Here is a 26574-nt window from a genome sequence, read left to right on the forward strand (position 1 = left end):
TAACTAATTTAGAAAAAAAAGTAAAGGCAAATTACACTGTTACAGAAAAATGTGAGGAATAATTATTGTACCTCAATACAGGAACAATAAACTAAAGAAAAATAATCATACTGAAATTAATAATAGATAAAATAAAATATCAAAATATGAAGACTCTAGAAAATGATCATGAAATAGAACGTGTAAATGCATTGATAGCGTTCGATATAATGGACACTCTTCCGGAAAAAATGTTTGATGATATCACAAAAATTGCTTCTTCAATTTGTAATACGCCAATATCACTAATCAATTTTATTGATAGTGAACGTCAGTATTTCAAGTCAAATTTAGGACTTGAAAAAGGTGAACCAGCACCATTGGAGCATTCTTTTTGCGCACATGCGATTGCAGATCCTCAGTCGCATTTCGAAGTTACAGATGCTCGTATAAATCCTCAATTTGCCGCGAACCCATTGGTGACGGGTCACCCCAATATCGTTTTTTATTATGGCATTCCACTCGTTACATCACAAGGTTTCGCGTTAGGTTCATTGTGCGTCATAGATCATAAGCCCGGTAAATTATCCGCAGCACAATCTGAAGCACTGCATAGTTTATCAAACCAGATAATGTTTTTATTAGATCTTAGAAAGAAAAATAAATTGTTAATCTCTTATCAGCAAAAATTACAGGAATACTCTTCAGACATGGAAGCTTTTTCGGCAATGGTATCACATGATTTGAAGCAACCGTTGGGTTCTGTTCAAGCAGCGCTAAAAATTATCAAGGTAAAACACGAGAATTTATGGGACAATAGCGACCAAACAATCTTTGAATTAATTAACAACACTACTAAGAGAATGAACCTTTTGATACATGATTTACTGGATTATGCAAAAGGAGGTTTTATTGCCAAAGAGTATGAGTCTATCGACGTAAACTTATTGATTAGATCTATTTTTGAAGAACTAACTGAAAATATCGATGGCCACAAGCCAGAGATTAATATTGATAAAATGCCGGTAATAAAAAGTTCACGTACGGCACTGATCGTATTATTCAAAAATATATTGAGTAATGCCTTAAAATATCAAATAAAAGGCACACGCACACAATTACATGTAAAGTTCAAAGAATCGAACTCTAACTTTACTTTTTCAATAGAAGATAACGGAATAGGCATAAAACCAGAATACCTCAAAACTATTTTTGAACCATTCAAACGTTTACATAATCAAGAAGAATTTGACGGTAGCGGCTTAGGTTTAGCCTCTTGCAAAAAGATAGTTGAAAAACTAAATGGAGAAATCTGGGCAACATCAGAATTAAATAAAGGTACCACAATCCACTTTACAATAAAACAAAACAAATTGTAAGAAAAATATTTTATATCCACAACACAAAACCCCACGGATCGGGCATATTAACACAGCCATAGCGAAGATCTACAACCCATTCCCATTACAGTCAGCACATAACATAAAATAGTTATAACCTAAAATGAAATCGTATACTGAACATTTACAAATCGTCAATACCTTTCATGAACTTGGAGAAACTATCGCTGCAGCGCAGTTCTTGATAGAGGAATACGGACTTACACACCCAAACTTTAAAGGTTTTGAACTCAGAGAAAAAGCAAAACCGGAATTTATCCTGATGACTACCGAAGGTGCATTGGGTGAACCACAAATTATTCGGATACCTGAGAATACTTTTGAATATCCGCTACATTTAATGCTCAACTTACTCCTGCATGAGATGATTCATGTGACACAAAAAACGCCTGAAAACACCATTCATGATAAAAACGAACGGGAATGGCAGGCTTATTATGAAATGCTTTTTCATGAAAAATATCCCCAAGTTCCTGAACTCTCTCAATTTCACAAACGCTTTTTTGCCAATAAAGCACTAGAGTATTATAACCGAATGGGCGAAAGCACGCTATTGCAAATAAAATATGCAAATCAAAAACAAAAAGTAGACCTATTACTGCTAGATGTAGCTTAGAAATATTCATTTAATGTGGTACAATTGAGCACACTCCAGAAGTTTTTAAAAAAAATACAAACCAAAATAATTTATTTGCTAATGGTTTATTAAACTTTGGTTTAACCATACACAAAACACTTAAAAAGTTGCTATTTTAGCCACCCCAAATAAATGTACCCTACATGAAAACCACAAAACAAAAAATTGGTCTTTTTTTTAAGATATTCCTCGTGGTAATATGCCTTATTGTTGGAGGTTTTTTTGTGTTTAGAGATGCCGTTTTACAACAAACTCTAGATAAAATATCAAATGAAATGACGGTGGACTACAACAATACATTTACGGTGAAAAATGCTTCTTTTGATGTTTCGTTTGGTTTGAACTTATTCGAAATAACACTTGTTCCAAAAAATGCCGATACCCTATTTAAAATAAAAAAACTAAAAACTAGCGTCAACTTGTGGCAGCTACTTACAGGAGATGTGCAGTTGGGAACTCTAGAAGTTCATAATGGCTTTATCCAGCTAGTAAAAAAAGGAAAATCGAGAAATTTTGATGCCTTCCTGAAAAAAGATCCATCCGCCGAAAAAACAAATAAAAAAAGGGATTACGCAGATTTTGCTTATGCTCTTATTACAAAAATATTGAATTTAGTCCCAACAGATATTGTGCTAGACAATCTTGCTTTTAAAATAGATGATAACGGCAATAAAACAAATATCAATTTTCAAAAATTACGTTTAACCAATAAACAATTGGAGACCTCCATAAAAGTAGAAACCAACACCATATCACAACGATGGAAAATCAAAGGGTTTGCAGATCCTAGGAACAAAAAAGCAGATATTCGTTTGGTAAATATTGATACTGGTGCTATCAAAATACCGTATTTAGACGAACGGTTCAACCTCAAATCGAGCTTTGACTCCATCCGATTGAGCATTGCAAATATTGAAAGGGATGGCGACGAACTGCATCTAGATGGCTTTATGGCTATTGCCAATTTAAAACTCAACCATCCTAAAATTGCTAGTAAAGATGTAGTTTTAAAACACGCTAAATTTGATTATCGTTTTCTTTTGGGGTCAAATTTTATCTCCATTGATAGTAGTTCGACCTTACAACTAAACAAAATTAAATTTCATCCGTACTTGACCTATGAAACCGAAAAAGACACTGTTTATAAACTGAAAGTGGATTTACCAAAAATGAAAGCACAAGATTTCATTACCTCATTACCTGATGGTTTATTTACTCATTTCCAAGGTATGGAAGCCACTGGAAGTTTTGATTATAAATTAGACTTTGCTTTTAATAAAAACAAACCGAATCAACTGGTTTTTGACAGTAAACTAAAAAAAGAAAATCTACGAATCACAAAGTATGGCGAGGCGAACTTAAACAAACTTAATGGCGAATTTGTTTACCGTGCACTGATCAAAAATGTATTCCAGCGCCCTGTTTTAGTTGGATCAGCCAATCCAAACTATACACCACTTGATCAAATGTCACCCTATTTACGTAAGTCGGTTTTAACTACGGAAGATCCTTCCTTCTTTTCACATCGTGGTTTTATTACCGAAGCTTTCAAGCAATCCATTGTTAAAAACATTAGAACCAAAAAATTCGCACGTGGCGCAAGTACCATCAGCATGCAACTAGTGAAGAATGCTTTTCTGAGTCGGGAGAAAACCGTATCGCGCAAACTAGAGGAAATATTATTGGTTTACATCCTTGAAAACAATAGGATTGTGAGCAAAGAACGAATGCTAGAGGTGTATTTCAACATTATTGAATGGGGTCCAAATGTATATGGAATAGGCGAAGCAGGTCAGTTTTATTTTCAAAAAACGCCATCAGAATTATCGCTGAACGAATGCTTGTATCTCGCCCGAATTATTCCAAGTCCAAAAAAGTTCATGTATCAGTTTAACGATCAAGGGATGTTGAAAGATTTTGCTGTAAAACAAGAATCGTTTTTGACCAATATTATGTTTCGAAGAGGACTTTTAAATCCTGAAGATACTATTTATAAGTCCTTACCCATACTGATTTCAGGACCTGCAAGATCTTTTATCAAATTCAAAGTACAAGATTCAACACAAATAAAAGTGGATTCCTTAGCCGTTGAAGATGAATTTAATCTTTAATATTTAAAACAACCCTGTCAGATTTTAGAACTCTGACAGGGTTTATTAATTTACGGTGCTGGATCTGGAATTGCTGCTTGTACTGCATCAATCGCTTTTAAAACCTCCTCCGAAAGTGTTACTTGAATCGTATCTATGTTTTCTTTTAACTGTTCTACTGTTGTCGCCCCAATGATCGTGCTGGTTACAAAAGGCTGTTGTTCTATAAATGCCAAAGACAGTTCTGTTAAGGTCAATCCGTTATTAATTGCAATTTCATGATACAAACGAGTAGCTTGAGTACTTTGCTCGCTGTTGTATCGAGAGTATTGCGGGAATAAAGTAAGGCGTGCTTTTGGATGTGATTCACCGGTTAGGAATTTCCCAGATAAAATACCAAAAGCCATAGGCGAATACGCAAGTAAGCCCACATTTTCGCGCAAACAAACTTCGGCGGAAGCATTTTCAAAAAGACGATTCAATAAGGAATACGGGTTTTGAATCGTTTTTACCCGAGGTAGATTATTGTATTCGCTTTCCTCCAAAAAACGCATGATTCCCCATGGATTTTCATTTGACAACCCAATATGCTTGATTTTTCCAGCTTTTACAAAACCATCCAAAGTTTCCAAAACAGCGTGAATATTATCTTCCCACGCATCCTCTTGTACCGTGTAACCGCGTTGCCCAAAATAATTCGTTTTGCGTTCTGGCCAGTGTAATTGGTATACATCCAGATAATCAGTTTGCAATCGTTTTAGACTTTCGTCTAAAGCAAACTTGATACTAGCTGGCGAGAAATCTAACTTTTCTCTCATATACCCAAAATTAGGATTGGGTCCCGCAATTTTAGAAGCTAGTACAATTTCTTCTCTTTTTCCTGATTTTTTAAGCCAAGTTCCTATAATTCTCTCGGTGCTTCCGTAAGTATCTTTATTAGCTGGAATAGAATACATCTCAGCAGTATCAAAAAAATTAATTCCGTTTTCTAATGCATAGTCCATTTGGGCGTGACCCTCAGCTTCTGTATTTTGTTGACCAAAAGTCATAGTTCCAAGGCAAATTTTGCTGACTTTTATATCGGTATTGGGTAAAGTAGTGTATTTCATATTCAAGGAAATTGTATTATATTTTCAAAAACAAAGATAAAATTAGTTAATGGTTACTATTTAGTGTTAACAGAAAATTTAGAAAAGTTTACAGGATGCAAAAAAACATAACCGCGAATTCGCAAATTAAAAACCCCTCAAACGAAAGATACTATTAGCGAATTTGCGGTTAAGAAAAGATTCCTTTTTAAACCTTTAAGAAATTAAGTTTCATTAAGAATTCAGGCTTAATTTTCTTAATTCCTTACTGGTTAAACGTATAACAGTTCTGTTTACAATTAATCGATGTCATTCAGCATTTGGGCAATTTCATCTAATCTTGGAGTTAGAATGATTTCGATTCTACGGTTTTTTGACTTCCCGTCGGCGGTTGCATTGCTTGCTAATGGAGAAAACTCTCCTTTACCTGCTGCTGTTAAGTTTTCTTTATTGATTTTTTTGTTCTCACTTAAAATAGCTACAATAGAGGTCGCCCTTTTCGTTGATAAATCCCAATTGTCAGCAATAGGTCCTGAGGCTGTAAAGGCATCATCATCAGTATGACCTTCTATTAGTACGGCAATATCAGGATTGTCGCCCAGCACTTTACCCAATTCTACTACCGCTTTTTTCCCTTCGGAACCTACAGCCCAACTCCCCGAATTAAACAGCAGTTTGTTCTCCATAGACACATATACTTTTCCGTTTTTTTGCTGAACGGTCAACCCTTTCCCTTCAAAACTGTTCAACGCTTTCGATAAGGTTTCTTTCAGTTTTTTCATGCTCGCTTCTTTTGCTGCAATCAAGTCTTCTAACTCTTGTAAACGCTGTGCACTTTTACTTAATCGTTCTTGTTCTAGCGCTAATGCTTTTCCTTTTTCATCTAGCTGATCCAGTAATTCACGATTTTTTTTCATGTTGCTTTGTAGCGCATCGTCACTGTTTTTTTCTAATGCGTTATAGGAACTTTGCAAGGCTTTTAATTGAGCCTGAGCTGCTGCATACTCCGCTTTTGCTTTTGCTAATGCTGCTACAGCATTGCTTACATCCATTTTTAAACCATCTCGATCTAATTCTAATTGGTTTTTAGCTTTTACTAACGCTGAATTATCATCCGCTAGACTTCTATTTTCTTTTTTTAAATCAGTGTATTTGCTTTCTAAATCATTGTATATTTTCTTGGATACACATGAAGTAGATAGCGCCATTACCAATAATCCGATGGAAACTTTTTTAATCATATTAAGTAGGTGTTTATGGTTTTCTTTTGTTGTTTTTGGAATCAAAAATTTATTCTAATTCGACTAAAATTGGACAATGATCCGAATGCACTGCATCTGACAGAATCACGGCCCTTTTGAGTTTATGTTGAAGCGAATCACTGACTAAATTGTAATCAATACGCCATCCTTTGTTATTTCCTCTAGCTCCAGCACGGTAACTCCACCACGAATATTGGTGTGGATCACTGTTAAAATGACGAAAACTATCTACAAAACCAGACTTCATAAATCCGTCAAGCCATGATCTTTCTTGAGGTAAAAACCCAGATACATTTTTATTGCGCACAGGATCATGAATGTCAATCGCCTCATGGCAAATGTTGTAATCCCCACAGATAACTAGGTTTGGTGTTTGCTTTTTTAGTTCGTTAATGTAGTTTTGAAAGTCATCCATAAACTTAAATTTATGATCCAATCGATCAATATTTGTCCCGGAAGGCAAATACAAACTCATCACCGAAAAATCATCAAAATCAGCGCGTAGATTTCGACCTTCAAAATCCATGTGGTCAATTCCGGTTCCGTAAGCAACATGATTCGGTTTTATTTTAGACAAAATTGCTACACCGCTGTATCCCTTTTTGGTTGCAGAATAATAATATTGATACGGATAGCCCGCATTTGTAATAGCTTCAACAGGAATTTGATCTTCGGTTGCTTTAATTTCCTGAAGGCAAATAACATCTGGATTTGCTTGTTGCAACCATTCAATAAAGCCTTTTGAAATTGCCGCTCTGATTCCGTTTACATTGTATGAAATAATTCTCATTATCTATTTTTTTGAAATTCAAATGTAACAAAAAAGAAGAAGTTTGATTCAGAAAAATAGAGAAAATGGAGTTTTTTGCTATCTTTGTTTCTTGCTCTAAAAAAAGAAAAAATTCATGGGTTTAGTCACCGCCAAAGAAGTTGCAAAAGCAATAAATGCAGACAAATACGGAGTTCTAGGTACTTTCTCCGGCTGGATGCTGATGAAGGTGCTAAAAATCTCTACCTTAAATAAAGTATACGATAGGAATAAACATTTAAAGGATGTTGATTTCCTGAATGGTATATTAGATGATTTAAAAATAAAATTCGAAATCCCAGAGGAAGATTTAAAACGACTACCAAAAGAAGGTGCTTACATTACGATTTCAAACCATCCGCTGGGTGGCATTGACGGTGTTTTATTATTGAAATTAATGTTGGAAAGAGAGCCCAATTTCAAAATTATAGCTAATTTTCTTCTGCATCGTATAGAACCCGTAAAAAAATACATCATGCCGGTAAATCCTTTTGAAAATCATAAGGATGCGAAGTCTAGCGTGGTGGGAATTAAAGAAACGCTTCGCCATCTAAGCGATGGAAAACCATTAGGGATGTTTCCCGCTGGTGAAGTTTCTACTTATAAGGATGGAAAATTAATGGTCGACAAACCCTGGGAAGAAGGTGCCATTAAAGTCATTCGAAAAGCTCAAGTCCCTGTTGTTCCTATATATTTTCATGCAAAAAACAGTCGGTTATTTTATTTACTTTCTAAAATAAGTGGCACTTTCAGGACGGCAAAACTCCCTTCGGAAGTGTTTAGCCAGAAAAGACGCGTGATCAAAGTGCGTATTGGCAAACCCATTTCTGTTAACGAGCAAAATGAACACACTACACTAGAAGAATACTCAGAATTTTTGAGAAAGAAGACTTATATGTTAGCGAATCCTTTCGAAAAAGAGAGTCCATTTTTGCCAACACCCACTTTAAAAATTCCTAAAAGTCCCAAAACAATTGTTACTCCAGCGAGTCAGGATAAAATGATCAAGGAAGTCGATGTGCTACGCAGCATGGATTGCCGACTTTTGCAAAGCAAGAACTATGAAGTTTTCTTTAGTGAAGCTGCTAAAATTCCAAATATTTTACATGAAATTGGGCGTCTTCGTGAAATTACTTTTCGAGAAGTAGGCGAAGGAACCAATGAACCTATTGACTTGGACAAACACGATCAATACTACCACCATTTATTTTTGTGGGATAACGAAGCAAACAAAATTGCAGGTGCCTACCGCATGGGATTGGGTTCTGAAATATACCCGAAGTACGGAATAAATGGTTTTTACCTCAACGACTTGTTCCGTTTTGAACCAGAATTATATGATATGATGCACAAATCGATCGAGATGGGTCGCGCTTTTATCATCAAAGAATACCAACAAAAACCCATGCCACTTTTCTTGTTATGGAAGGGAATCATGCATACCACCTTGCGTTATCCAGAACACAAATTTTTATTGGGAGGCGTGAGTATTAGCAATCAATTTTCTGATTTCTCGAAATCATTGATGATTGAGTTCATGAAATCTAATTATTACGATCCCTATATTGCACAATACATACACCCCAAAAAAGCGTACAAAGTAAAACTAAAAGATGCCGATAAAGACTTCATTTTTAATGAAACGGAGGCTGATTTAAATAAGTTTGATAAAATAATAGACGAACTGGAGCCAGGAAGCTTGCGTTTACCAGTATTAATAAAAAAATACATCAAGCAAAACGCAAAAGTGGTGGCTTTTAATGTAGATCCGTTGTTTAACAATGCCGTTGACGGCTTGATGTACATACGAATTGCTGATATTCCCGAAAGTACAATGAAACCCGTAATGGAGGAGTTTCAAGCAGAACTAGAACGAAAATTAGCCGACAAAGAAGATTAAATACAAATAGCTTTTCATAAAAAAATCCCGATTTTAAAATCGGGATTTTTTGTTTTAGAACCAAGCTTTTTTACCTACTTGATACGTTTGATAAAACTCTTCATCTGATTTTGTTAGATATATTATGCCTTCTATAAGTCCTAATAAACTTGTTAGTATTCCACATGTAAAAACACTGATTAATAACCATATTATCCCTTCTGATGTATAACCTAAAAGAAATTTATGAATTCCTAAGGGACCCAAAAGAATAGCAAGAAGCCCTGCAGCTATTTTTTTATTATCTTGTTGAATCGGGCGTTGATTATTCCATTCTTCATGCTTTAAATTTTCCATGGGTTAATTGTTTTTGATTTGTTTTTGATTTGTTTTTTAAGTTGTTTATTGAAATTTAGCATCAATTGGCTCCCAAAGTTCGATTTTATTTCCTTCGACATCTAGTATCCAACCAAATTTACCATACTCATAAGACTGCATATCACCTATAATTGTTACACCTTCATCAGATAATTTTTTTAAAAGCTGCTCGAGATCATCCACTCTGAAGTTTTGCATAAACTGTTTTTCACTTGGTTCAAAATAATTTGTATCTGCTACAAAAGGCGACCATTGGGTGCTACATTCATTTCCTTCCTTGTCTTTCCACCAAAAAGTAGAACCATATTGATCTGTTTTTAAACCTAAATGTTTTCCGTACCAAGCCACCAATTCTTTGGGATTTTTTGATTTAAAAAAGAAACCCCCAATACCCGTAACCCGTTTCTCTATCGCTTCAACTTTGACTTCACCAAAATATTTTGCTTTAATTTTATCTACAATTACTTGGGCAAGTCGCTCGTGGCTTTCAAAGGTCCAACCTGCAATGTGTGGTGTCAGAATAACATTTTTGGCTTTTAATAAATATTGAAAAGCCTCTGGTGTATTTTTATCCTGAAAAAGAGTTTCAAAAGACAATTTCTCGTATTCTAAAACATCCAAACCTGCTCCGAGAACTTTACCTGATTTTAGAGCAATAACTAAATCTGCTGTTACAATGTTCTTGCCTCGTGAAGTATTTATTATCCAAAAAGGTTTAGCAAAACCATCTATAAAATCAGTATCGACCATCTTATCTGTTTCTGGAGTCCACGGAATGTGCAAACTTAACACCTCTACCTCCTGCTGAAATACTTCAAATGAAACCTGCTTTGCATTACTATCGCCTACATTTTCTTGAATGTCATAGCACAACACTTTCACATCAAAACCCCGAAGTTTTTTAGCAAACGCTTTGCCCATGTTGCCATAACCAATAATCCCAATGACTTTACCATCTAGTTCATGACCCCGATTGCTTTCTCGGTTCCAATGTCCGGATCGAATTTCACGATCAGATTCATTTAATTTATTGAACAACGACAAAATCATGCCCAACGCATGCTCTGCTACCGCATTCCTATTGCCTTCTGGAGCGGCGATAAGTGTAATGTTCTTAGACTCGGCATAGTCACAATCGATGCTTTCTAGACCAGCACCCACACGTGCGATAAATTGTAGATTTGTAGCTTTATCTAAGAATGTTTTGTCAATTTTAAAACGACTCCGAATTACAATTCCTTGGTATCCGTCTATTTTAGCTTCAATTTCCTCTTTTGATGATGTAAAATCGCTGTGATTCACAAATCCAGATTGTTGCAATTGATCCCACAGTACGGAATGGTTGCTATCGATATGTAGGACTTTGATATCCATAAAGTAGTGTTTTTTTGATACTTCAAATAAACAAAAAAATTACGGTTTATTGTTTTACCAAAGAGAATAAGCTTTGAAAATTGTAAATTAGCGTTCTGAATTTTTTGCTATACATTGTATTTATGTAGCAAATGAAATCTTAAAAATGAAATTAACTAAAACATTCAACGCTTTTTTTGAAAGTGAAAAATCCGGTGGTCTTTTACTACTTTTTGTGACAATACTATCACTTGTATTAGCTAACTCCCCTTTTCAAAACCAATACATTGCATTTTGGGAAACGCAACTTGGAAGCCATTCCGTAACCCATTGGATTAACGATGGATTGATGGCAATCTTTTTTCTGTTGATTGGTTTAGAGTTAGAACGCGAAATGTATCAGGGAGAATTATCGAGCCTTAAAAATGCAGCACTGCCTATTTTTGGCGCTTTAGGCGGCATGGTTGTTCCCGCAGGAATTTTTTTACTGTTAAATATTGGCACCATTACACAAAATGGCGCTGGTATTCCTATGGCTACAGATATCGCTTTTGCAATTGGAATTTTATCTCTTTTGGGAAATCGAGTTCCTACTTCGCTCAAAATATTTTTGACCGCGCTTGCCGTAATTGATGACTTGGGTGCTATTTTAGTTATTGCAATTTTTTATACAGAAACTATTGCTTTTATAAATTTGTTTATTGCCTTTGCCATTATGGGAGGCTTATTCATTCTCAACAGACGAAATGTACACAGCCTTTTTCTGTATTTAATTGGAGGGGTTGCCATGTGGTATTTCATGCTAAATTCTGGGGTTCATGCTACAATTACAGGCGTATTGCTAGCATTTGTGATTCCGTTTGGCAATGGAGGCAAGAAAACATCCTCGTATCGACTGCAGCATTTTTTACACAAGCCTGTCGCCTTTTTTATTCTTCCCCTATTTGCAATAGCAAACACTTGTATTCCCATAAATTCGAATTGGTATGAGGGATTAAATCACTCCAACACGCTTGGTATTATGGTTGGTCTGGTGATTGGGAAACCACTCGGTATCTGGTTGTTTTCCTTTGTTGCAGTAACTTTAGGAATTTGTACGTTACCTAAGGATCTAAAATGGAGTAATATTCTAGGTGCTGGAATGCTGGGCGGTATCGGGTTTACCATGTCTATTTTCATAACGTTACTAGCGTTTAAAAATGATGGAGAAGAAGTAATTACCTATTCAAAAATTGCGATTTTGATTGCTTCTTTTATTGCAGGAACTATTGGTTTCTTATGGTTAAAATTTAGTTTGAAATCCGGCAAAGCAAAGAAAAAGAACTAGATTCTTAATTACATTCACTTCATCAGTAATTTGCACTGCATAACGCCTGAGCTTATTATAAACTCTACTGCTTTTAAACATTCGAATTACACTTGTACTTTATTGTACAATTATTTTTTTGTTTATACCGTTGTAAGCAAACGCTATTTTTTATTTGTAAAGTATCTTTTTGTCTTTTCTCTACTTTGCATTCTCGTTTGTTACCTCCATCAAAACGAATGCTTCAGCATTGCAAAAATCCAAATGTTATAAATAGCAATAAGCAATATTAATGACTATAATAATTACTAATGTATCGCATTATGCATCTAACAAATACATTGAATTCAGCATTAAAACTTTTACACTACTTTACATTTTAAAATCTGTCTATCAATTACTTAACAATATGTCAATGTTGCAAATTTAAAAATAAATTGTGTAAAAGTTATATAGTAAAATATGCTGACATTTGTTTAAGTGAAAATTAATTCACTTAATAAATACAAAAAAGATGAACACAGAAAAATCAATTGAGATATTAAATTCGTTAATCCAAATCAATAACGACCGAATAAAAGGGTACGAAACTGCTTCAAAAGAGGCTGATGAAACAGATTTGAAAACATTGTTTTCTCATTTTGCTGAAACAAGTTTAAAATGCAAATCAGATCTTGTTGCTGAAGTAAAAAGACTAGGCGGAACAGCAACTGAAGGAACAACTACATCAGGTAAATTGTTTAGGGTATGGATGGATATTAAATCTGCCATGACTGGTAGCGACAGAAAAGCGATAATCAATTCCTGTGAATATGGAGAAGAAGCTGCACTTGACACCTATGCTGACGCTTTAGCTCATACCGAAGATTTATCATCAGAACAATTAATGATGATTAAAGAACAACATAGTGCTATAAAAGCAAACCAGCAAAAAATAAAAGATTTAAGCAATCATATGGCTTAAGTTTTTGCTTGTTGAAACGGGATTTAGCCAAAAATCATATTTACTAACCCGTTTGTTGTATTTATCTCTATTAAAAAATTATTGCTTAGGCATTTGTCAAGATTCTGAAATTAGGTTCTTGAAAAATGCCTAAGCAATATTTATTTGGAATAGTATTGGAAATTATTTTGGACCTTTTAATACATTTTCATGCAGTAAAAGAACATCTTAAGACCTAATTTGACTATTCATTTACAGAGCAAGGTTCGCATTAAGGTAGTCTATCCCTTAATTTGTTTCAACGAAGTTTTGATGCCGCGTATTAGGGACGAACTAAAACCGTGCATTTCCATTTCGTTCAATCCTGCAATCGTGCATCCTTGTGGTGTGGTGACACGATCAATTAATTGTTCCGGGTGTACTTTTTCTTCGAGAAGCATTTCAGCAGCTCCTTTTACGGTTTGTGCTGAAATTGCCAAAGCAGTTTGCCAATCGAATCCTATCTCAATACCGGCTTGCATTGAGGCTCTGATGTAACGCAACGCAAAAGCAGTTCCACTAGCGGCTAAAACAGTAGCTGCATCCATTAATTTTTCGTCAATAATGGGAGCGGTTCCTAAACTCTGAAAAAGAGCAACTACACCTTGCGCCTTATCTTTGTCTTTTTCGTGGAATGCTATACAAGTAGCTGATGCGCCAAATTGTGCTGCAATATTAGGCATAATTCGCACGGCACTATTTGTAGCACCAATCTTGGCTTGCAAATTTTCAATGGATAAGCCACTCACTGCCGAAGCGATGATTTTATCCGAAATTACAGGAAGAATTTCGGCTAAAACCGCATCTACTTGATAGGGTTTTATAGTCAAAATCAAAACGTCAGCCTCTTGAATTTGGTGCGTATTATTACTGGAAACTGTTGCTCCTAATTTTTCTAGATATAGAATACTAGAGGTGTTTCTGCGCGTAATTGTGATTTGGTTTTCAGATGCAAATTTAGATAGTCCAAGTGCTATAGAAACGCCTAAATTACCACCGCCAATGATGTGTACTTTCATTTTTTATTTTTTTTACAAAGAATATAAGACACTATTTTTTAATCTAATTCTATTTATGTAAGTCCTAAATTTAAAGAAAAGCTAATTCAAATTCTTTGAAATTGCTATTCTTTCTCCTTTGTAGCATTTATTTAAAATCCTAAAATCAATTTAGCTATCGAAAAATAAATCAGAATTCCGCAAATATCGTTGCTAGTGGTAATAAAAGGTCCAGTAGCTAAAGCTGGATCAATGCCAAACTTATCCAGTAATAACGGAATAAATGTCCCAATTAAAGAGGCAATAATAATCACAGATATTAAAGCCGTGGTAACAATTACACCAATAATAATTTCAACATTCAACAGGAAATGACTTCCTAAAAATAATATCGTAGCCAGGATTACTCCGTTTAACAAACTCAATGACACTTCCTTAACTAATCTACTAAACAACGATCCACTTAAGGTGTTGTTTGCCAGACCTTGTACAATAATTGCCGAAGATTGCACTCCAACATTTCCTGCCATTGCCGCAATCAATGGTGTAAAGAAAAATAAATTTCCGTGTTGTAGCATAGCGCCTTCAAACAAACCCAGCACTTTTACCGAAATAAAACCGCCTAATAACGCTAAAACTAACCACGGCAAGCGCGCTTTTGTATGTTCAAATATGCTGTCATCAGCTTCAACATCTTGCGAGATACCTGCTGCCAACTGGTAATCCTCATCGGCTTCGTCCTTGATTACATCCACAATATCATCAATGGTGATTCGCCCTACTAATCGTCCTAATTCATCCACCACCGGAATGGCTTCTAAATCGTATTTTTGCATGATACGAGCCACCTCAACATCTTCGGTATCTACTTTAACCGAGTTCAATTTCCTAATATACACATCATTAATTGGCGTTCTGGAAGAAGTTGTCAATAAATCTTTGAGCGACAAGCGTCCTTTGAGTCTATCTTCATCATCAACGACATAAATCGAATGAACTCTAGAAATATTTTCGGCTTGTATTCGCATTTCTTTTACACAAGTGAGCACATTCCAATTTTCATTGACTTTAACCAATTCTTTGTGCATGATTCCACCAGCGGTATCCTCGTCATAACGCAATAAATCGACAATATCTTTAGCATGTTCCACATCCTGAAGCTCAGATATTACTTCGGCTTTCAAATCTTGCGAAAGCTCTGCAATAATATCAGCCGCATCATTGGTTTCCAACTCGTCTAATTCTTCCGCGATCTCTTTTGGCGAAAGCCTGCTTAATATATTTTCACGCAAATCATCTTCTAATTCTAGAAGAATTTCGGCTGTTTTTTCACTGTCTAAAACTTTAAAGATATAGGTTGCTTCATTAAAGTCCAGCTCATCCAGAATTTCGGCAATATCAGCATGGTGCATGTCATTCAATAACACTTCCAGTTGCTGGTCGTTCTTGTTTTGAATGAGTTGCTCTAATTCCTGAATTAGTACTTTGCTGATTTTAAACTCCATCGGCTTCTATTTTTTGAGTAAGTGCAATAAATTGTTCTACGTTTAATTGTTCCGGTCGAAGGTTGAAAATTTCATCCTCTCGCAAAGCATCAGACAAATTTAAAGTCTTTAAACTATTTCGTAAGGTTTTGCGTCGTTGCTGAAAAGCGGTTTTTACTACCGTAAAGAATAATTTTTCGCCGCATGGCAAACTGTAATCCTTTTTTCTGCGCAAGCGTAAAACACCCGATTTTACCTTTGGTGGCGGAATAAAAACATGTTCGTCTACGGTAAACAAATACTCCGCATCATAAAAAGCCTGCACTAATACTGATAAAATTCCGTAGGCTTTTGTTCCCTTCTTTTCACAAATACGCTGTGCTACTTCTTTCTGGAACATTCCTGCAAATTCTGGGATTTGATCGCGGTATTCTAATGTTCTAAATACAATTTGTGTCGAAATATTGTATGGAAAATTCCCGATAATCGCGAATTGTTTTCCTTCAAAAATTTCGTTGATGTTGTATTTCAAGAAATCCTTAGATATGATTTTATCTTTTAATTTGGGATAATTTTGATCCAAGTACGTTACTGATTCGGTGTCGATTTCAATTACATACGTATTGATTGGTTTGTCCAACAAATATTTTGTCAAAACACCCATTCCTGGACCTATCTCTAACACGTCATCATATCCTTCTAAATTCAAGGTGTCGGCAATATCTTTTGCAATGCTTTCATCTTTAAGAAAGTGCTGCCCAAGGTGTTTTTTGGCTGTTACTTTTTCCATGCTTATGCTGAATACTATCAGTGTTTTTTAATGTCCTAATTTTATTGGTTTTTGTTTATTTCTCGCAATTGCTGAATATCCAATAAATCCTTAGGTCTGTTTGCTTTAATTTTGCTTATTATTAAATCCTCTAATGAAAGTACATTCCATTTTAAAAAAAGATTGTCATTGACTTGCACTTCTTCACTACTTTCAAATGCTTCTGCAAAAGTTTTATTTACAGAAAATTTTGTAATTAATTCTAAATCCAAGTCTACAGGAGAGAATTTAACGGAAATATTTTGTTCTTGTTTTTTTACATTTTCGGGGAAATCATCAATTTCATATCCCATTTCATTAAAAACGGCTACTAATTTTTTAAAGTTTTCATCCGTGGTCTCTATCCAAAAATCCACATCCGCGGAATGACGCTGGTACCCATGAAAATTTACCGCTCCTCCGCCAACCATCAACATTCTTACCTTATGTTTATTGGCAGTAAAAATGAATTGATTAATATTTTCTTCCCATTTTTGCAACATATCAGCTTGCTTTTATTTGAATAATAAAATTCGAATTAATGTCGTTTTTACGCTTCACTGGAAATTGATTAACTTTTTCCATCAAACGTAAAAAATGATAAAAACGTTCTGTTTTGGACAATTTCAAAAAATCTTCCAATTGCTTTCTGTTGCTTTCTTCTTTAGTTTGAAAATGCAGTTCCATGGCTATTTATAATCTGCAATTAGTTCTAATTCTGTTCTAAATGCCAACATTTTATCACCAAATAATTTTAATCCTTCTTCGCGAAAACTCGGCGCATCCTCTTGATAGTATCGCTCCAAAGTTTCTTTGCTATCTGTTGTGTATTGAACAGAATACGTCACGCCTCCCATCTCTTCCTCAATTAAAACACGAACCATTCTAGCGGCAGTGAATTTTCCTGTTGCCAAAATTTCAGGAATGTGTTTGTGTTGCATCCAGATCATCCATTGATCGTGCACACTTTCATGTATGTTTGTTGTAACGTTGTATAATATCATTTTTTTTGTTTAACTGGTTAGTTATTTAACTGGTTAATCGATTCAAAAATTAAACAGTTCAACTTTTTTACAAGTTGGTGTCGCCACGCAATTGCCTGAACTTTTTCCTAGCTTCTACAAAATATATACTGTCTTCATGACTAAATATTATTTTTTCGTACAAGGGCTTTGCTTTTTCAGGCAGCTGTTGCTTGTTGAAAATTTCGGCCGAAAAATACAAGGCTTCATCTATGTAAATGCCATCGCTGTGTTTTTCAATAATTGTCTGATAGTTGCTTAAAGCTAAAGCAAAATCACCTTTCTTTTCATAAATTTTACCCAATCGCAATAAGGTCACTGCTTCTATTTCCTGACCGGTATAATTTTTAAGAATCGTTTGGTATAACCGTATTGCCTCCTCATTTCTATTTTGATAGAGTAGATAATCCCCTTTCGCAAACTCTTTCAAAGCTGTTTGTGTAGAATCTGCAGCTGTATTATCATTGATCAATAAAAAATACGCTAGGGCATCATTGGCAATCAACTGCGTATTTGCCGATTTTAATTCCTTAAATTGTTTGAGCGCCCATGCAAAATCTGTTTTGAAATAACTTGTTTTTGCTGCTTTCAAGCTAGCTTCATGAGCCACCACATCGTTCTTTAAATCCAATTCAATCTGTGAATAATAAATCAGTGCTTGGTTGAATTTTTCTTCATAAAGCAAAATATCTGCTAGTTCCATTTTGGCAGTGGCCGCTTGATATTCGTTCAATTGCAATTCTAACGCTCTTTTGATTATAGCTTTTCCTTCTTCTGGTTTTTTTAAGCTAAAAGTCATGAAATGTGCCTGAATTAGCTGCAAAGATAAGGTAAAAGGTGTTGTTTCAAATTGTTTCAACATCCCGTCTAATTCTGTGCTGATGGCTGCAAAGTCTTTTTCTGTTGCTTTTTCAATTTTCATAGTAACCAAATACGAATTGGCCTGAATGAGCAGTTCTAAATCTTGCGTGTTTTGCAGGACAAAGCCCAAAATTTCCTTGGCAGATTCCTCATTCCCGTCTTCGATAGCCAGTTGTCCCAAATTTACGATATTGGTCAACGATTCTGGATTGCGTTTGTAAATGGCTTTTTCTTGAATAAAAGCTTTATCAAATTCTTTCTGTTGTACATAAAACCAACTTAAATACCGATTCCAAAATACATCTTGATTTTTTTGTGTTTTTAAAATTAATGCCTTTCGCAAGAGTTCATTGAAATTTGCATCTCCTTCATCAACCATAAACCGAACGAGTTGGTTTTGGATTCTGATGGAGTTTTGAGGATTGGTATAGGCATCTTCCAAAAAGGTGGCAATCATCATTTCCATATTAGCCATCTGACCGTATAGTAAACCAATTTGGTAATTAAAATTAAAATCCTCGTCAGATCCTGAGGCAAGTTGATAGGATTTTAAGGCGTATTCCAAAAGTACTTTTCGTTCAAAAGCATTTGCGATTCCGTACACTTCTTTTGGATTTTTCTTGATGCGTTCTAAAGCTTGATCGAAATAAGTGTTGGCTTTAGCATCCTTTTTTTGCAATAGATTGTTATACCCCAATTCCACTAATATATTCCCTTGTTGGTATTGAGCAAATCGCTGTTGAAGTGCCTTTTCGACACTTTCGTACTGCTTTAATTGCTGGGAACAATCAATTATTCTTAGAAAATACTGTGAGTTCTGAGGGATTTCTTTCAGCAGTTCTTCATAGCTGATTTTTGCTTTTTCAAAATCACCTTTATCGTAATAATACTGCGCTAATTGTTCGTTTTGCGAAAAACAAACCAATGAAAAAAACAGTGTGATATGTAGAAAGAGTTTTTTCATTATTAATTGCAGTTTGCCTTGTCAAACATCTATTTTTTTTAAACATTTAAGTCATATAAGACTTGCATCGCTTTCCATTTTAAACTTTGCAAAAACTGATATGACTTATATGTTAAATTTTTTAGTTTATAATATCAAACCCACAATACGGGCGCAATACCTCTGGAATTACAATCCCTTCCGGAGTTTGGTAGTTTTCTAAAATTCCTGCCAAAACCCTTGGCAAAGCCAATGCACTTCCGTTAAGTGTGTGTGCCAATTGATTTTTTCCGTCTTTATCTTTGAAACGCAATTTCAAACGATTCGATTGAAAAGTTTCAAAATTAGAAACCGAACTAATTTCTAACCAACGATCTTGTGCGGTAGAAAACACTTCAAAATCATAAGTCAGTGCTGAAGCAAAACTCATATCGCCACCACAAAGTCGCAATATTCTATAAGGTAATTTTAATTCACGCATAATACTTTTAACGTGCTCCACCATTCCGTCCAAAGCTTCGTATGACTTATCAGGATGTTCAACACGAACAATTTCTACTTTATCAAATTGATGCAAACGGTTTAATCCGCGTACATGCGCACCATAAGAACCCGCTTCACGACGGAAACATGGCGTATAAGCAGTCGTCAAAACTGGTAGTTGACTTTCGCTTAAAATTACATCACGAAACAAATTTGTCACCGGAACCTCAGCTGTTGGAATTAAGTACAAATCATCCGTTTTATCATGATACATTTGCCCTTCTTTATCTGGCAATTGTCCCGTTCCATAAGCCGAAGCTTCATTTACCATGTGCGGAACTTGAACTTCATTATAACCTGCAGCCGTATTTTTATCCAAGAAATAATTGATCAAGGCGCGTTGTAACCGTGCTCCTTTTCCTTTATATACTGGAAATCCTGCACCAGTAATTTTCACACCCAATTCGAAATCGATGATGTCGTATCTTTTTACTAATTCCCAATGTGGTTGCGCGCCTTCATGCAAAACTGGAATTTCTCCTTCTTCAAAAACATTCAGGTTTTCCTCTGGCGTTTTCCCAACAGGAACAATATCAGCAGGAAGATTAGGCAACGTATATAACTTCTCTAACAATTCAGCGGCAAGTTCATCAGCCGTTTCTGCTAGAGCTTTGCTTTTTTCTTTGTTTAAAACGGTTTTTTCTTTTAGAATTGCGGCCTTTGCTTTTTCTCCACCTTTCATCAATTCGCCAATGTCTTTGGACAATTTATTAGATTCAGCAAGGATATTGTCTAACTCTACCTGCGTAGCACGACGTTTTTCATCTAGTTGAATCACCTCTTGGACAACACTTGTAGCATCGATGTTTCTCTTTGCTAAAGCGGTGATTACTTTTTCCTGATTCTCTCTAATAAATGCAATTTGTAACATAGCTTGATTTTTTTAACGCTAACTTTTATAATTATGGAAGCAAATTTAGGGAAATGTTTGATAGTATGAGTTAAAAGTTTTGTCAAAAAGCGAATTAAAAAGGGGAATTGCAACGCTTTTTTTATACATCTATAGATTTGAATAAAATAAATAAACGAGAATGTTTATTGGGTGATTTTTTAATTACCTGTTTATGAATTTTTACGGTAGTTTGAACAATAAATTATTTAAGTACATCATTTATAATACGTTGAACGTATTGTAAAAAAACATATTTTTGAATACCTATTTTTACTTAATAGAAAACAATAAAGTAGTAGGGAGTCGATTGTACAAATAAAATTTGAAATCGTTATGAGTAATACTATCAACCGTAGAAATTTATTTAATTTAATATTTAGTAAATTAAAAATAAATCAGGACCCTAAAGATCCGTTATTTGAAAAATATTCCCGAAAAATATTTACAGGCAGAAGATATCAAAGCGTTAAAAGCGCTACAAAATCTGGTTTTACTGATAGAGTAGTTCCTGTTAACAGTGGATTAACCCCTTACAGCGGTAGTTGGGGCAAGGTTGAAGTACTGCATTTACTAAAACGTACTGGTTATGGTTTTAAAAAAAATGATGTAGATGCATTACTAGCTTTAAATATGACAAATGCGGTCAATGCTGTGTTGAACATCAGTACTACTGCGCCTTCGCCTCCCGTAAATTCATACAATAATTATTCGCCAGATGAGAGCAACTTGCCCTACGGTGCTGACTGGACAAATGATCCATTACCTGCAGGAACCAATACCACTAACTCGAGAAGAATAGATTCATTATCACAGTGGAATTTTGGTTTAGCTTGTGATCAAAATGTGACTATTAAGGAAAAAATGACTTGGTTTTGGTATCATTTTATTCCAGTAGATTTTGAAACCGTGCGTAGTGCACCATTTTCATATGCGAGCAGTAATTCATGTCGCATATTGTACTCCTACATGAAAATGTTTCGAGATAATCCGCTTGGAAATTACAAAACACTTATTAGAAAAATGGCTACACAGCCCGCCATGATGTACTATTTAAACAATCAAGCCAATACAAAAACATCTCCAGACGAGAATTTTGCACGAGAGCTCATGGAGCTTTTTACTTTAGGAAAAGACCCATTAAGCCAGTATACTGAAGTGGATGTGATACAAGCAGCAAAAGTTTTAACAGGATGGAGAGTGGTAAACTTAAATACTGCAACACCCAACACTAATTTTGATATCAATTTTCATGATACGAGCAATAAGCAGTTTTCCTCGTTTTTTAACAATACCGTCATTAACAGTGCTGGTGCTTCTGAGTTAGATGCTTTGATTGATATGATTTTCACAAAATCACAAGTAGTTTCAGAATATATTTGCCGCCGATTATACCGCTATTTTATCTATTATGATATTGATTCCACAATTGAGTCCAACATCATTATACCCTTAGCACGAACATTTGTGGCTAACAATTGGGAAATCGAACCGGTATTAAACCAACTTTTCAAAAGCCAACATTTTTATGATATGGCCAATAGAGGCGTTTATATCAAATCCCCTTTTGATCTGGTCATTGGTAGTTTGCGTACTTTTAACTTGAACTATACGGTGACCGATGCTACTAATTTTGAAGCACAATATAAAGTTTGGAATTACTTTAACAACAATGTTTTAACCGGCTTAGAACAAACTATGGGGAAAATTCCAAATGTTTCCGGTTGGGTTGCTTTTTATCAAAATCCATCGTTTCATGAATATTGGATCAATTCCAGTACCACTCAAAAAAGATTCGATTTCTTAAATAGACTTTTTAACGGTTACAATCTTACGTACAACTCGCTCACAACTCGCATAGAAGTAGATCTAATAGGTTTTATTCAACAATTTGATCCCGCTATTTGCTCTGACCCAGATTTACTTGTCTCGGAATGCATAAAATTTTTATTACCAATTGATATTAGTAGTACTCAAAAGGAACAAATAAAAATACAATCATTGCTTTCTAATCAAACAACGAATAATTACTGGACTTCAGCTTGGTCACTTTATCTCAGTGATACTTCAAACACTACCAACAAAAATAGTGTAAAAACAAGATTGAAATCTTTGCTAGTTACACTTACTCAACTTGCTGAATACCAATTAATGTAACCTTTTGAAGTTATGAAAAGAAGAAGTTTTATAAAAACAAGTGCATTAGCCTCGATCCCTTTAGCTTTGAATGGAATTCCAGTAATGGCATCAGCGTCAATTGAAAGTAATGCATTAGATGTTTTGGCAAACGCAGCGGTAAATTGCGGAAAAATTTTGGTTATCATTCAAATGAATGGGGGCAACGATGGGTTAAATACCATTTTCCCTTTAGACAAATGGACAAATTTAAATAACGCACGTTCAAATATATTGATGAACCAAAGTTCTGTTCTGCCATTGGCTAATAATGCAACTACTGGCCTACATCCTGCAATGTCTGAAATGAAAAATTTGCATGACAATGGCAAATTAATGATTGTTCAAGGGGTGTCCTATCCCAATCCGAGTTTCAGTCATTTTAGAGCAACTGATATTTGGTTTACAGCTTCTAATAGCAATCAAACTCTTGATAGTGGCTGGCTAGGACGATCGCTAGACACTATATATCCTAATTTCCCTCTTGGTTATCCTAATAGCGCCATGCCGGATCCATTGGCTATTCAAATAGGTTCTACTTTGCCTTTTTCGTTGCAAGGACCTACTATTAATATGGGATATAATGCTCCAGATCCAAATGCACTTTTGAACGTTATTAATCAAATTACAGATCCCGCACCTAATTCTGATTACGGTACAGAGCTGACTTTTTTACGTTTAATGAAAGACCAAAGCAATGTATATCGCACTGCAATACAAGCTGCTTTTAACACTGCTCAGTCACAAACCGCAACATATCCCAGCGCTAATAAATTAGGAGATCAATTAAAAATTGTTGCCAAATTAATTAACGGCGGCCTACAAACTCCTATTTACATTGTCAATCACCCTAATACATCTGATTTACACAGTGGTCAAGTAGATGCTGCAGATAAAACCAAAGGTGCTCATGCCACAAATCTCAGTATTTTATCGCAGGCAATACATGCCTTTCAACAAGATTTAGAGCTTATGGGGAAATCAAATTTAGTAACAGGAATGACTTTTAGTGAGTTTGGTCGAAGAATTAAAAGCAACGGTAGCCTTGGTACCGATCATGGAGCTGGAGCACCTGTAATTTTCTTTGGAGCCGCGTTGAATACTGGATCTAGTGCTATAACCGCTCAAAATCCCGTTTCAGGTATGATAGGCAGTTCACCAAACATACCGTTAAACGCAAGCGTTTCAGACCAGATTGCAATGCAATTTGACTTTAGACAAATTTATTCTTCTATTATGCAAGATTGGTTGTGTATGAGTGAAGCACAAACTGCGGAAGTTTTGGGTGGCACTTTTACAAAATTAGCTCTATTCAAAACTGCAACTTTAGATACTGTTTCTTATGAAAATGAACACTTTTTTGTTGTTTATCCAAATCCAATTACAAACAATAGTATCAATATTAATTTTAAAGATAGTTTAAGTGATTACGTAAATGTGCAGTTGTTTACAATTCAAGGAACAAAAGTCTTTCAAAAATCGTTCAAAGTGTATGGAAACACCTTAACATTTTCGCCAGATAATACCTTGACATCTGGAATCTACATATTAGAAATAGAATACAACAACTATAAATTCCACACCAAAGCGATTGTGTCTTGATAAATAAAGAATGGCAAGTTTTAACGTACTTCATAAATAAAACAAGCTAAAACACAGGGATTCTCTAAGGTACACTTTAACTCTCTACGCGTTAATTTGTACTTTTTCTATGTAAAATAACTACTCCCTTTTAATCTCATGACCTACAAACTCTTCTAAAACTTCAAACATTTCATCTACAGTAAGCACTTCTAAATCGGGATGGGTTTTTAAGAAATTAGCGTTCAAAGCAACTACATTTTCTTCTATTTCAAAAAAAGTGTCATTGTTGAGTAAATCTCGAATAGGATTTACGCCTTCCAGTTTTCCTTTTAAGAATTTATTGAGTTTTACACTACTCATTAATTTTACTTTTTTGGATTGTTGTTGAAACAATTCCAAATGCTTTTCAGCACCAATCAAAGTCAAACCTTCTTCTATCAATTCGTTTAATTCTTTATTCCAACCCGAATTGTAGACAAATTGCGCAAAATTACCTTCAGTGTATTGGGAAGTGTAATAATCTAAATAATAACTCATCAGCGCGTCTTCATGAATTAGATCATCATCTATTTTTTCCTCGCGCATCAGGTTAATTACTGAAATATTAGAGTGGATGACATCTTGCGGGTTTTCGCTGTTTGAGGCGGTTTCTGAGATAATTATTCTACCGAATTCCATAGATTTTGTGTTAGAATGTTTGGTACAAATTTCGGGTAAAATACTGAGGAATCGAAATGTTTTTTTTAGCCACAGATTACAATGATTAACACAGATTTAAATACGCAACAGATTAAATATCATCAGATTTGTCACTACTCTTTTTCTGATTCATTTTTGTAACCAATGCCTTCAAGCGTAATGCTTTTGCTGCTTTTCCTTCTTGAAGTTTAGTCTTTTTCCGATTGAGCAATTTGGTATATAACGCCTTATTTTTGGTGTTTTTTCCGGGTCCTTTTGCCATAAATCATACTCCTCTTAATTACTTTTACAAAGATAAAAAAGCATCTCTATTTCTGGATGTGTTATCTATAAAAACAGAAACTATCTTTTAAAAAAATAAGTTATCTTAGCAATATGAAAATGAAAGAGTCTATACAAATAAAGTTAGCGGAATTTTTGACATTATGCAAAAGCCATAATGTTAAAAATATTTATGCTTTTGGTTCTGCTGTGACTGAAAATTTCAATGATGAATCCAGTGATATTGATTTATTAATCGAAATTGATACTGAAGACCCTATCGAACGTGGGGAAAATTTGATGGATATTTGGGACAAACTAGAAGAATTTTTTCAAAGAAAAGTTGATTTATTGACCATTTCATCCATTAAAAATCCAATTCTTAGAAAAAATATAGACGCTACAAAAATTTTACTTTATGACGGAAAAGAGCAAAAAGTATCTTTCTGATGTCTTAATGGCGATAACATTAATTCGCGAATTTACTTTTGAGATTACCGATTTCAATATGTATGACAAAGATAGAAAAACTCAAAGTGCCGTTGAAAGGCAGCTGGTAATTATTGGGGAAGCATTAAATAAATTAAGACAGACTGAAAATATTTTTATAATTGAAAATGGCAATCAAATTATTGGTTTCCGTAATCGTTTGGTTCACGCTTATGACAGCATTGACAATTCAATAGTTTGGGCAATTCTTAATCGTCACTTAGAAAAATTAAAATTAGAGATTGAGAATTTAGAAAATTACAAGTAGCATCCACTTGATCCATTTAAAGCAAAATGTAAACAGCTCTTGTTCCAGACAAAAAATAGCCACAGATTACAATGATTAACAGAGATTTAAATACGCTACCGATTAAATCTCATCAGATTTGTCACTATTCTTTTTCTTATTCATTTTTGTAACCAATGCCTTCAAGCGTAATGCTTTTGCTGCTTTTTCTTCTTGAAGTTTAGTCTTTTTCCGATTGAGCAATTTGGTATGTAACGCCTTATTTTTGTTGTTTTTTTCGGGTCCTTTGGGCATGGTTTACAGTCTTCTTTAATTACGGTTACAAATGTAGATAATCATTTTACATTATCCCAAAAAACGTCTTTCACCAATAAATCCCTAGCCCCGATAAAAGTGAAAATCCTTATTG

Annotated in this window: 24 protein-coding genes and 1 pseudogene; 10 read left to right on the forward strand and 15 right to left on the reverse strand. The window is 34.8% G+C overall.

Annotated features, from left to right (window positions below):
- The first annotated feature begins 146 nt into the window (after positions 1–146).
- From AC061C_RS03505 to AC061C_RS03515, 3 genes are all read left to right on the forward strand, one after another.
- Positions 147–1358, forward strand: coding sequence for a GAF domain-containing sensor histidine kinase (locus AC061C_RS03505; RefSeq protein WP_478290058.1), 1212 nt, complete (start codon positions 147–149; stop codon positions 1356–1358).
- Between the two features lie 124 nt (positions 1359–1482).
- On the forward strand, positions 1483–1995 hold the full coding sequence (locus AC061C_RS03510) for a hypothetical protein (protein ID WP_478290059.1): 513 nt from the start codon (positions 1483–1485) through the stop codon (positions 1993–1995).
- A 164-nt stretch (positions 1996–2159) separates the two neighbouring features.
- Positions 2160–4127 carry a transglycosylase domain-containing protein gene (locus AC061C_RS03515; RefSeq protein ID WP_478290060.1) on the forward strand — a complete coding sequence of 656 codons (1968 nt, stop codon included), beginning with the start codon at positions 2160–2162 and terminating at the stop codon, positions 4125–4127.
- A 50-nt stretch (positions 4128–4177) separates the two neighbouring features.
- Here AC061C_RS03515 and AC061C_RS03520 read toward each other — a convergent pair whose 3' ends face one another.
- The 3 genes from AC061C_RS03520 to AC061C_RS03530 all read right to left on the reverse strand — a co-directional run bounded on the left by AC061C_RS03520 (position 4178) and on the right by AC061C_RS03530 (position 7246).
- Positions 4178–5215 (reverse strand): aldo/keto reductase, encoded by a 1038-nt coding sequence (locus tag AC061C_RS03520; protein ID WP_478290061.1) that lies wholly within the window; start codon positions 5213–5215, stop codon positions 4178–4180.
- A gap of 278 nt (positions 5216–5493) precedes the next feature.
- Positions 5494–6435: an OmpA/MotB family protein gene (locus AC061C_RS03525; RefSeq protein WP_478290062.1), complete on the reverse strand. Its 942-nt coding sequence runs from the start codon at positions 6433–6435 to the stop codon at positions 5494–5496.
- A 49-nt stretch (positions 6436–6484) separates the two neighbouring features.
- Complete coding sequence (locus tag AC061C_RS03530; RefSeq protein WP_478290063.1) at positions 6485–7246, reverse strand: exodeoxyribonuclease III; 762 nt, start codon at positions 7244–7246, stop codon at positions 6485–6487.
- Positions 7247–7361: 115 nt separating this feature from the next.
- On the opposite strand from AC061C_RS03530, the gene AC061C_RS03535 reads away from it, so the two are divergent.
- Positions 7362–9164, forward strand: a complete 1803-nt coding sequence (locus AC061C_RS03535) for a GNAT family N-acyltransferase (protein ID WP_478290064.1) — start codon at positions 7362–7364, stop codon at positions 9162–9164.
- A gap of 54 nt (positions 9165–9218) precedes the next feature.
- Here AC061C_RS03535 and AC061C_RS03540 read toward each other — a convergent pair whose 3' ends face one another.
- A complete protein-coding gene (locus AC061C_RS03540; RefSeq protein WP_440276870.1) occupies positions 9219–9500 on the reverse strand; it encodes a TM2 domain-containing protein in 282 nt (93 codons plus the stop codon).
- Between the two features lie 456 nt (positions 9501–9956).
- Positions 9957–10895: pseudogene (locus AC061C_RS03545) on the reverse strand (2-hydroxyacid dehydrogenase); the annotation flags it as partial.
- Positions 10896–11040: 145 nt separating this feature from the next.
- On the opposite strand from AC061C_RS03545, the gene nhaA reads away from it, so the two are divergent.
- Complete coding sequence (nhaA, locus tag AC061C_RS03550; RefSeq protein ID WP_478290065.1) at positions 11041–12201, forward strand: Na+/H+ antiporter NhaA; 1161 nt, start codon at positions 11041–11043, stop codon at positions 12199–12201.
- A 493-nt stretch (positions 12202–12694) separates the two neighbouring features.
- A complete protein-coding gene (locus AC061C_RS03555; protein ID WP_478290066.1) occupies positions 12695–13144 on the forward strand; it encodes a PA2169 family four-helix-bundle protein in 450 nt (149 codons plus the stop codon).
- Between the two features lie 260 nt (positions 13145–13404).
- Here the strand turns inward: AC061C_RS03555 and proC are convergent, their stop codons facing one another.
- The 7 genes from proC to serS all read right to left on the reverse strand — a co-directional run bounded on the left by proC (position 13405) and on the right by serS (position 20692).
- Entirely contained in the window at positions 13405–14181 is a 777-nt protein-coding gene (gene proC / locus AC061C_RS03560) for a pyrroline-5-carboxylate reductase (RefSeq protein ID WP_478290067.1), read from the reverse strand.
- Positions 14182–14312: 131 nt separating this feature from the next.
- Positions 14313–15665: a magnesium transporter gene (gene mgtE, locus AC061C_RS03565; RefSeq protein ID WP_478290068.1), complete on the reverse strand. Its 1353-nt coding sequence runs from the start codon at positions 15663–15665 to the stop codon at positions 14313–14315.
- Positions 15655–16434 carry a 16S rRNA (adenine(1518)-N(6)/adenine(1519)-N(6))-dimethyltransferase RsmA gene (rsmA, locus tag AC061C_RS03570; RefSeq protein ID WP_417968464.1) on the reverse strand — a complete coding sequence of 260 codons (780 nt, stop codon included), beginning with the start codon at positions 16432–16434 and terminating at the stop codon, positions 15655–15657. Before rsmA ends, mgtE begins: the two co-directional genes overlap by 11 nt.
- Positions 16435–16475: 41 nt before the next feature.
- Positions 16476–16955 carry a nucleotidyl transferase AbiEii/AbiGii toxin family protein gene (locus AC061C_RS03575; protein ID WP_417944273.1) on the reverse strand — a complete coding sequence of 160 codons (480 nt, stop codon included), beginning with the start codon at positions 16953–16955 and terminating at the stop codon, positions 16476–16478.
- A gap of 186 nt (positions 16956–17141) precedes the next feature.
- Positions 17142–17456, reverse strand: coding sequence for a DUF4286 family protein (locus tag AC061C_RS03580; protein ID WP_309755670.1), 315 nt, complete (start codon positions 17454–17456; stop codon positions 17142–17144).
- Positions 17457–17523: 67 nt separating this feature from the next.
- Positions 17524–19299 carry a tetratricopeptide repeat protein gene (locus AC061C_RS03585; protein ID WP_478290069.1) on the reverse strand — a complete coding sequence of 592 codons (1776 nt, stop codon included), beginning with the start codon at positions 19297–19299 and terminating at the stop codon, positions 17524–17526.
- A 121-nt stretch (positions 19300–19420) separates the two neighbouring features.
- Entirely contained in the window at positions 19421–20692 is a 1272-nt protein-coding gene (gene serS, locus AC061C_RS03590) for a serine--tRNA ligase (protein ID WP_478290070.1), read from the reverse strand.
- Between the two features lie 354 nt (positions 20693–21046).
- On the opposite strand from serS, the gene AC061C_RS03595 reads away from it, so the two are divergent.
- On the forward strand, positions 21047–22867 hold the full coding sequence (locus tag AC061C_RS03595) for a DUF1800 domain-containing protein (RefSeq protein ID WP_478290071.1): 1821 nt from the start codon (positions 21047–21049) through the stop codon (positions 22865–22867).
- Between the two features lie 12 nt (positions 22868–22879).
- Positions 22880–24487, forward strand: a complete 1608-nt coding sequence (locus tag AC061C_RS03600; protein ID WP_478290072.1) for a DUF1501 domain-containing protein — start codon at positions 22880–22882, stop codon at positions 24485–24487.
- 120 nt (positions 24488–24607) lie between these two features.
- On the opposite strand, the gene AC061C_RS03605 is transcribed toward AC061C_RS03600, so the two are convergent.
- Together AC061C_RS03605 and AC061C_RS03610 are read right to left on the reverse strand one after the other, a co-directional pair.
- Positions 24608–25147 carry a DMP19 family protein gene (locus AC061C_RS03605; protein ID WP_478290073.1) on the reverse strand — a complete coding sequence of 180 codons (540 nt, stop codon included), beginning with the start codon at positions 25145–25147 and terminating at the stop codon, positions 24608–24610.
- A gap of 112 nt (positions 25148–25259) precedes the next feature.
- Entirely contained in the window at positions 25260–25430 is a 171-nt protein-coding gene (locus AC061C_RS03610) for a hypothetical protein (RefSeq protein WP_478290074.1), read from the reverse strand.
- Between the two features lie 113 nt (positions 25431–25543).
- Between AC061C_RS03610 and AC061C_RS03615 the strand changes: the two genes are divergently transcribed.
- Together AC061C_RS03615 and AC061C_RS03620 are read left to right on the forward strand one after the other, a co-directional pair.
- Positions 25544–25879, forward strand: coding sequence for a nucleotidyltransferase family protein (locus AC061C_RS03615; protein ID WP_417968447.1), 336 nt, complete (start codon positions 25544–25546; stop codon positions 25877–25879).
- Positions 25848–26186, forward strand: a complete 339-nt coding sequence (locus AC061C_RS03620) for a HepT-like ribonuclease domain-containing protein (RefSeq protein WP_417945322.1) — start codon at positions 25848–25850, stop codon at positions 26184–26186. The genes AC061C_RS03615 and AC061C_RS03620 overlap by 32 nt, the downstream gene beginning before the upstream one ends.
- A gap of 102 nt (positions 26187–26288) precedes the next feature.
- Here the strand turns inward: AC061C_RS03620 and AC061C_RS03625 are convergent, their stop codons facing one another.
- Positions 26289–26459, reverse strand: a complete 171-nt coding sequence (locus AC061C_RS03625; RefSeq protein WP_478290075.1) for a hypothetical protein — start codon at positions 26457–26459, stop codon at positions 26289–26291.
- Between the last annotated feature and the right edge of the window lie 115 nt (positions 26460–26574).

It is taken from the genome of Flavobacterium sp. GNP010 (assembly GCF_056428945.1).

Bases quoted from the DNA above. Each gene is read 5' to 3' on its own strand.
- rsmA (WP_417968464.1), bottom strand. From the start codon at position 16,434: ATGGAAAAAGTAACAGCCAAAAAACACCTTGGGCAGCACTTTCTTAAA.
- AC061C_RS03555 (WP_478290066.1), top strand. From the start codon at position 12,695: ATGAACACAGAAAAATCAATTGAGATATTAAATTCGTTAATCCAAATC.
- AC061C_RS03515 (WP_478290060.1), top strand. From the start codon at position 2,160: ATGAAAACCACAAAACAAAAAATTGGTCTTTTTTTTAAGATATTCCTC.
- AC061C_RS03605 (WP_478290073.1), bottom strand. From the start codon at position 25,147: ATGGAATTCGGTAGAATAATTATCTCAGAAACCGCCTCAAACAGCGAA.
- serS (WP_478290070.1), bottom strand. From the start codon at position 20,692: ATGTTACAAATTGCATTTATTAGAGAGAATCAGGAAAAAGTAATCACC.
- AC061C_RS03585 (WP_478290069.1), bottom strand. From the start codon at position 19,299: ATGAAAAAACTCTTTCTACATATCACACTGTTTTTTTCATTGGTTTGT.
- AC061C_RS03520 (WP_478290061.1), bottom strand. From the start codon at position 5,215: ATGAAATACACTACTTTACCCAATACCGATATAAAAGTCAGCAAAATT.
- AC061C_RS03510 (WP_478290059.1), top strand. From the start codon at position 1,483: ATGAAATCGTATACTGAACATTTACAAATCGTCAATACCTTTCATGAA.
- AC061C_RS03530 (WP_478290063.1), bottom strand. From the start codon at position 7,246: ATGAGAATTATTTCATACAATGTAAACGGAATCAGAGCGGCAATTTCA.
- AC061C_RS03580 (WP_309755670.1), bottom strand. From the start codon at position 17,456: ATGATATTATACAACGTTACAACAAACATACATGAAAGTGTGCACGAT.
- AC061C_RS03535 (WP_478290064.1), top strand. From the start codon at position 7,362: ATGGGTTTAGTCACCGCCAAAGAAGTTGCAAAAGCAATAAATGCAGAC.
- AC061C_RS03600 (WP_478290072.1), top strand. From the start codon at position 22,880: ATGAAAAGAAGAAGTTTTATAAAAACAAGTGCATTAGCCTCGATCCCT.
- AC061C_RS03525 (WP_478290062.1), bottom strand. From the start codon at position 6,435: ATGATTAAAAAAGTTTCCATCGGATTATTGGTAATGGCGCTATCTACT.
- AC061C_RS03615 (WP_417968447.1), top strand. From the start codon at position 25,544: ATGAAAATGAAAGAGTCTATACAAATAAAGTTAGCGGAATTTTTGACA.
- AC061C_RS03505 (WP_478290058.1), top strand. From the start codon at position 147: ATGAAGACTCTAGAAAATGATCATGAAATAGAACGTGTAAATGCATTG.
- AC061C_RS03625 (WP_478290075.1), bottom strand. From the start codon at position 26,459: ATGCCCAAAGGACCCGAAAAAAACAACAAAAATAAGGCGTTACATACC.
- AC061C_RS03540 (WP_440276870.1), bottom strand. From the start codon at position 9,500: ATGGAAAATTTAAAGCATGAAGAATGGAATAATCAACGCCCGATTCAA.
- AC061C_RS03610 (WP_478290074.1), bottom strand. From the start codon at position 25,430: ATGGCAAAAGGACCCGGAAAAAACACCAAAAATAAGGCGTTATATACC.
- mgtE (WP_478290068.1), bottom strand. From the start codon at position 15,665: ATGGAGTTTAAAATCAGCAAAGTACTAATTCAGGAATTAGAGCAACTC.
- nhaA (WP_478290065.1), top strand. From the start codon at position 11,041: ATGAAATTAACTAAAACATTCAACGCTTTTTTTGAAAGTGAAAAATCC.
- AC061C_RS03595 (WP_478290071.1), top strand. From the start codon at position 21,047: ATGAGTAATACTATCAACCGTAGAAATTTATTTAATTTAATATTTAGT.
- AC061C_RS03575 (WP_417944273.1), bottom strand. From the start codon at position 16,955: ATGTTGCAAAAATGGGAAGAAAATATTAATCAATTCATTTTTACTGCC.
- proC (WP_478290067.1), bottom strand. From the start codon at position 14,181: ATGAAAGTACACATCATTGGCGGTGGTAATTTAGGCGTTTCTATAGCA.
- AC061C_RS03620 (WP_417945322.1), top strand. From the start codon at position 25,848: ATGACGGAAAAGAGCAAAAAGTATCTTTCTGATGTCTTAATGGCGATA.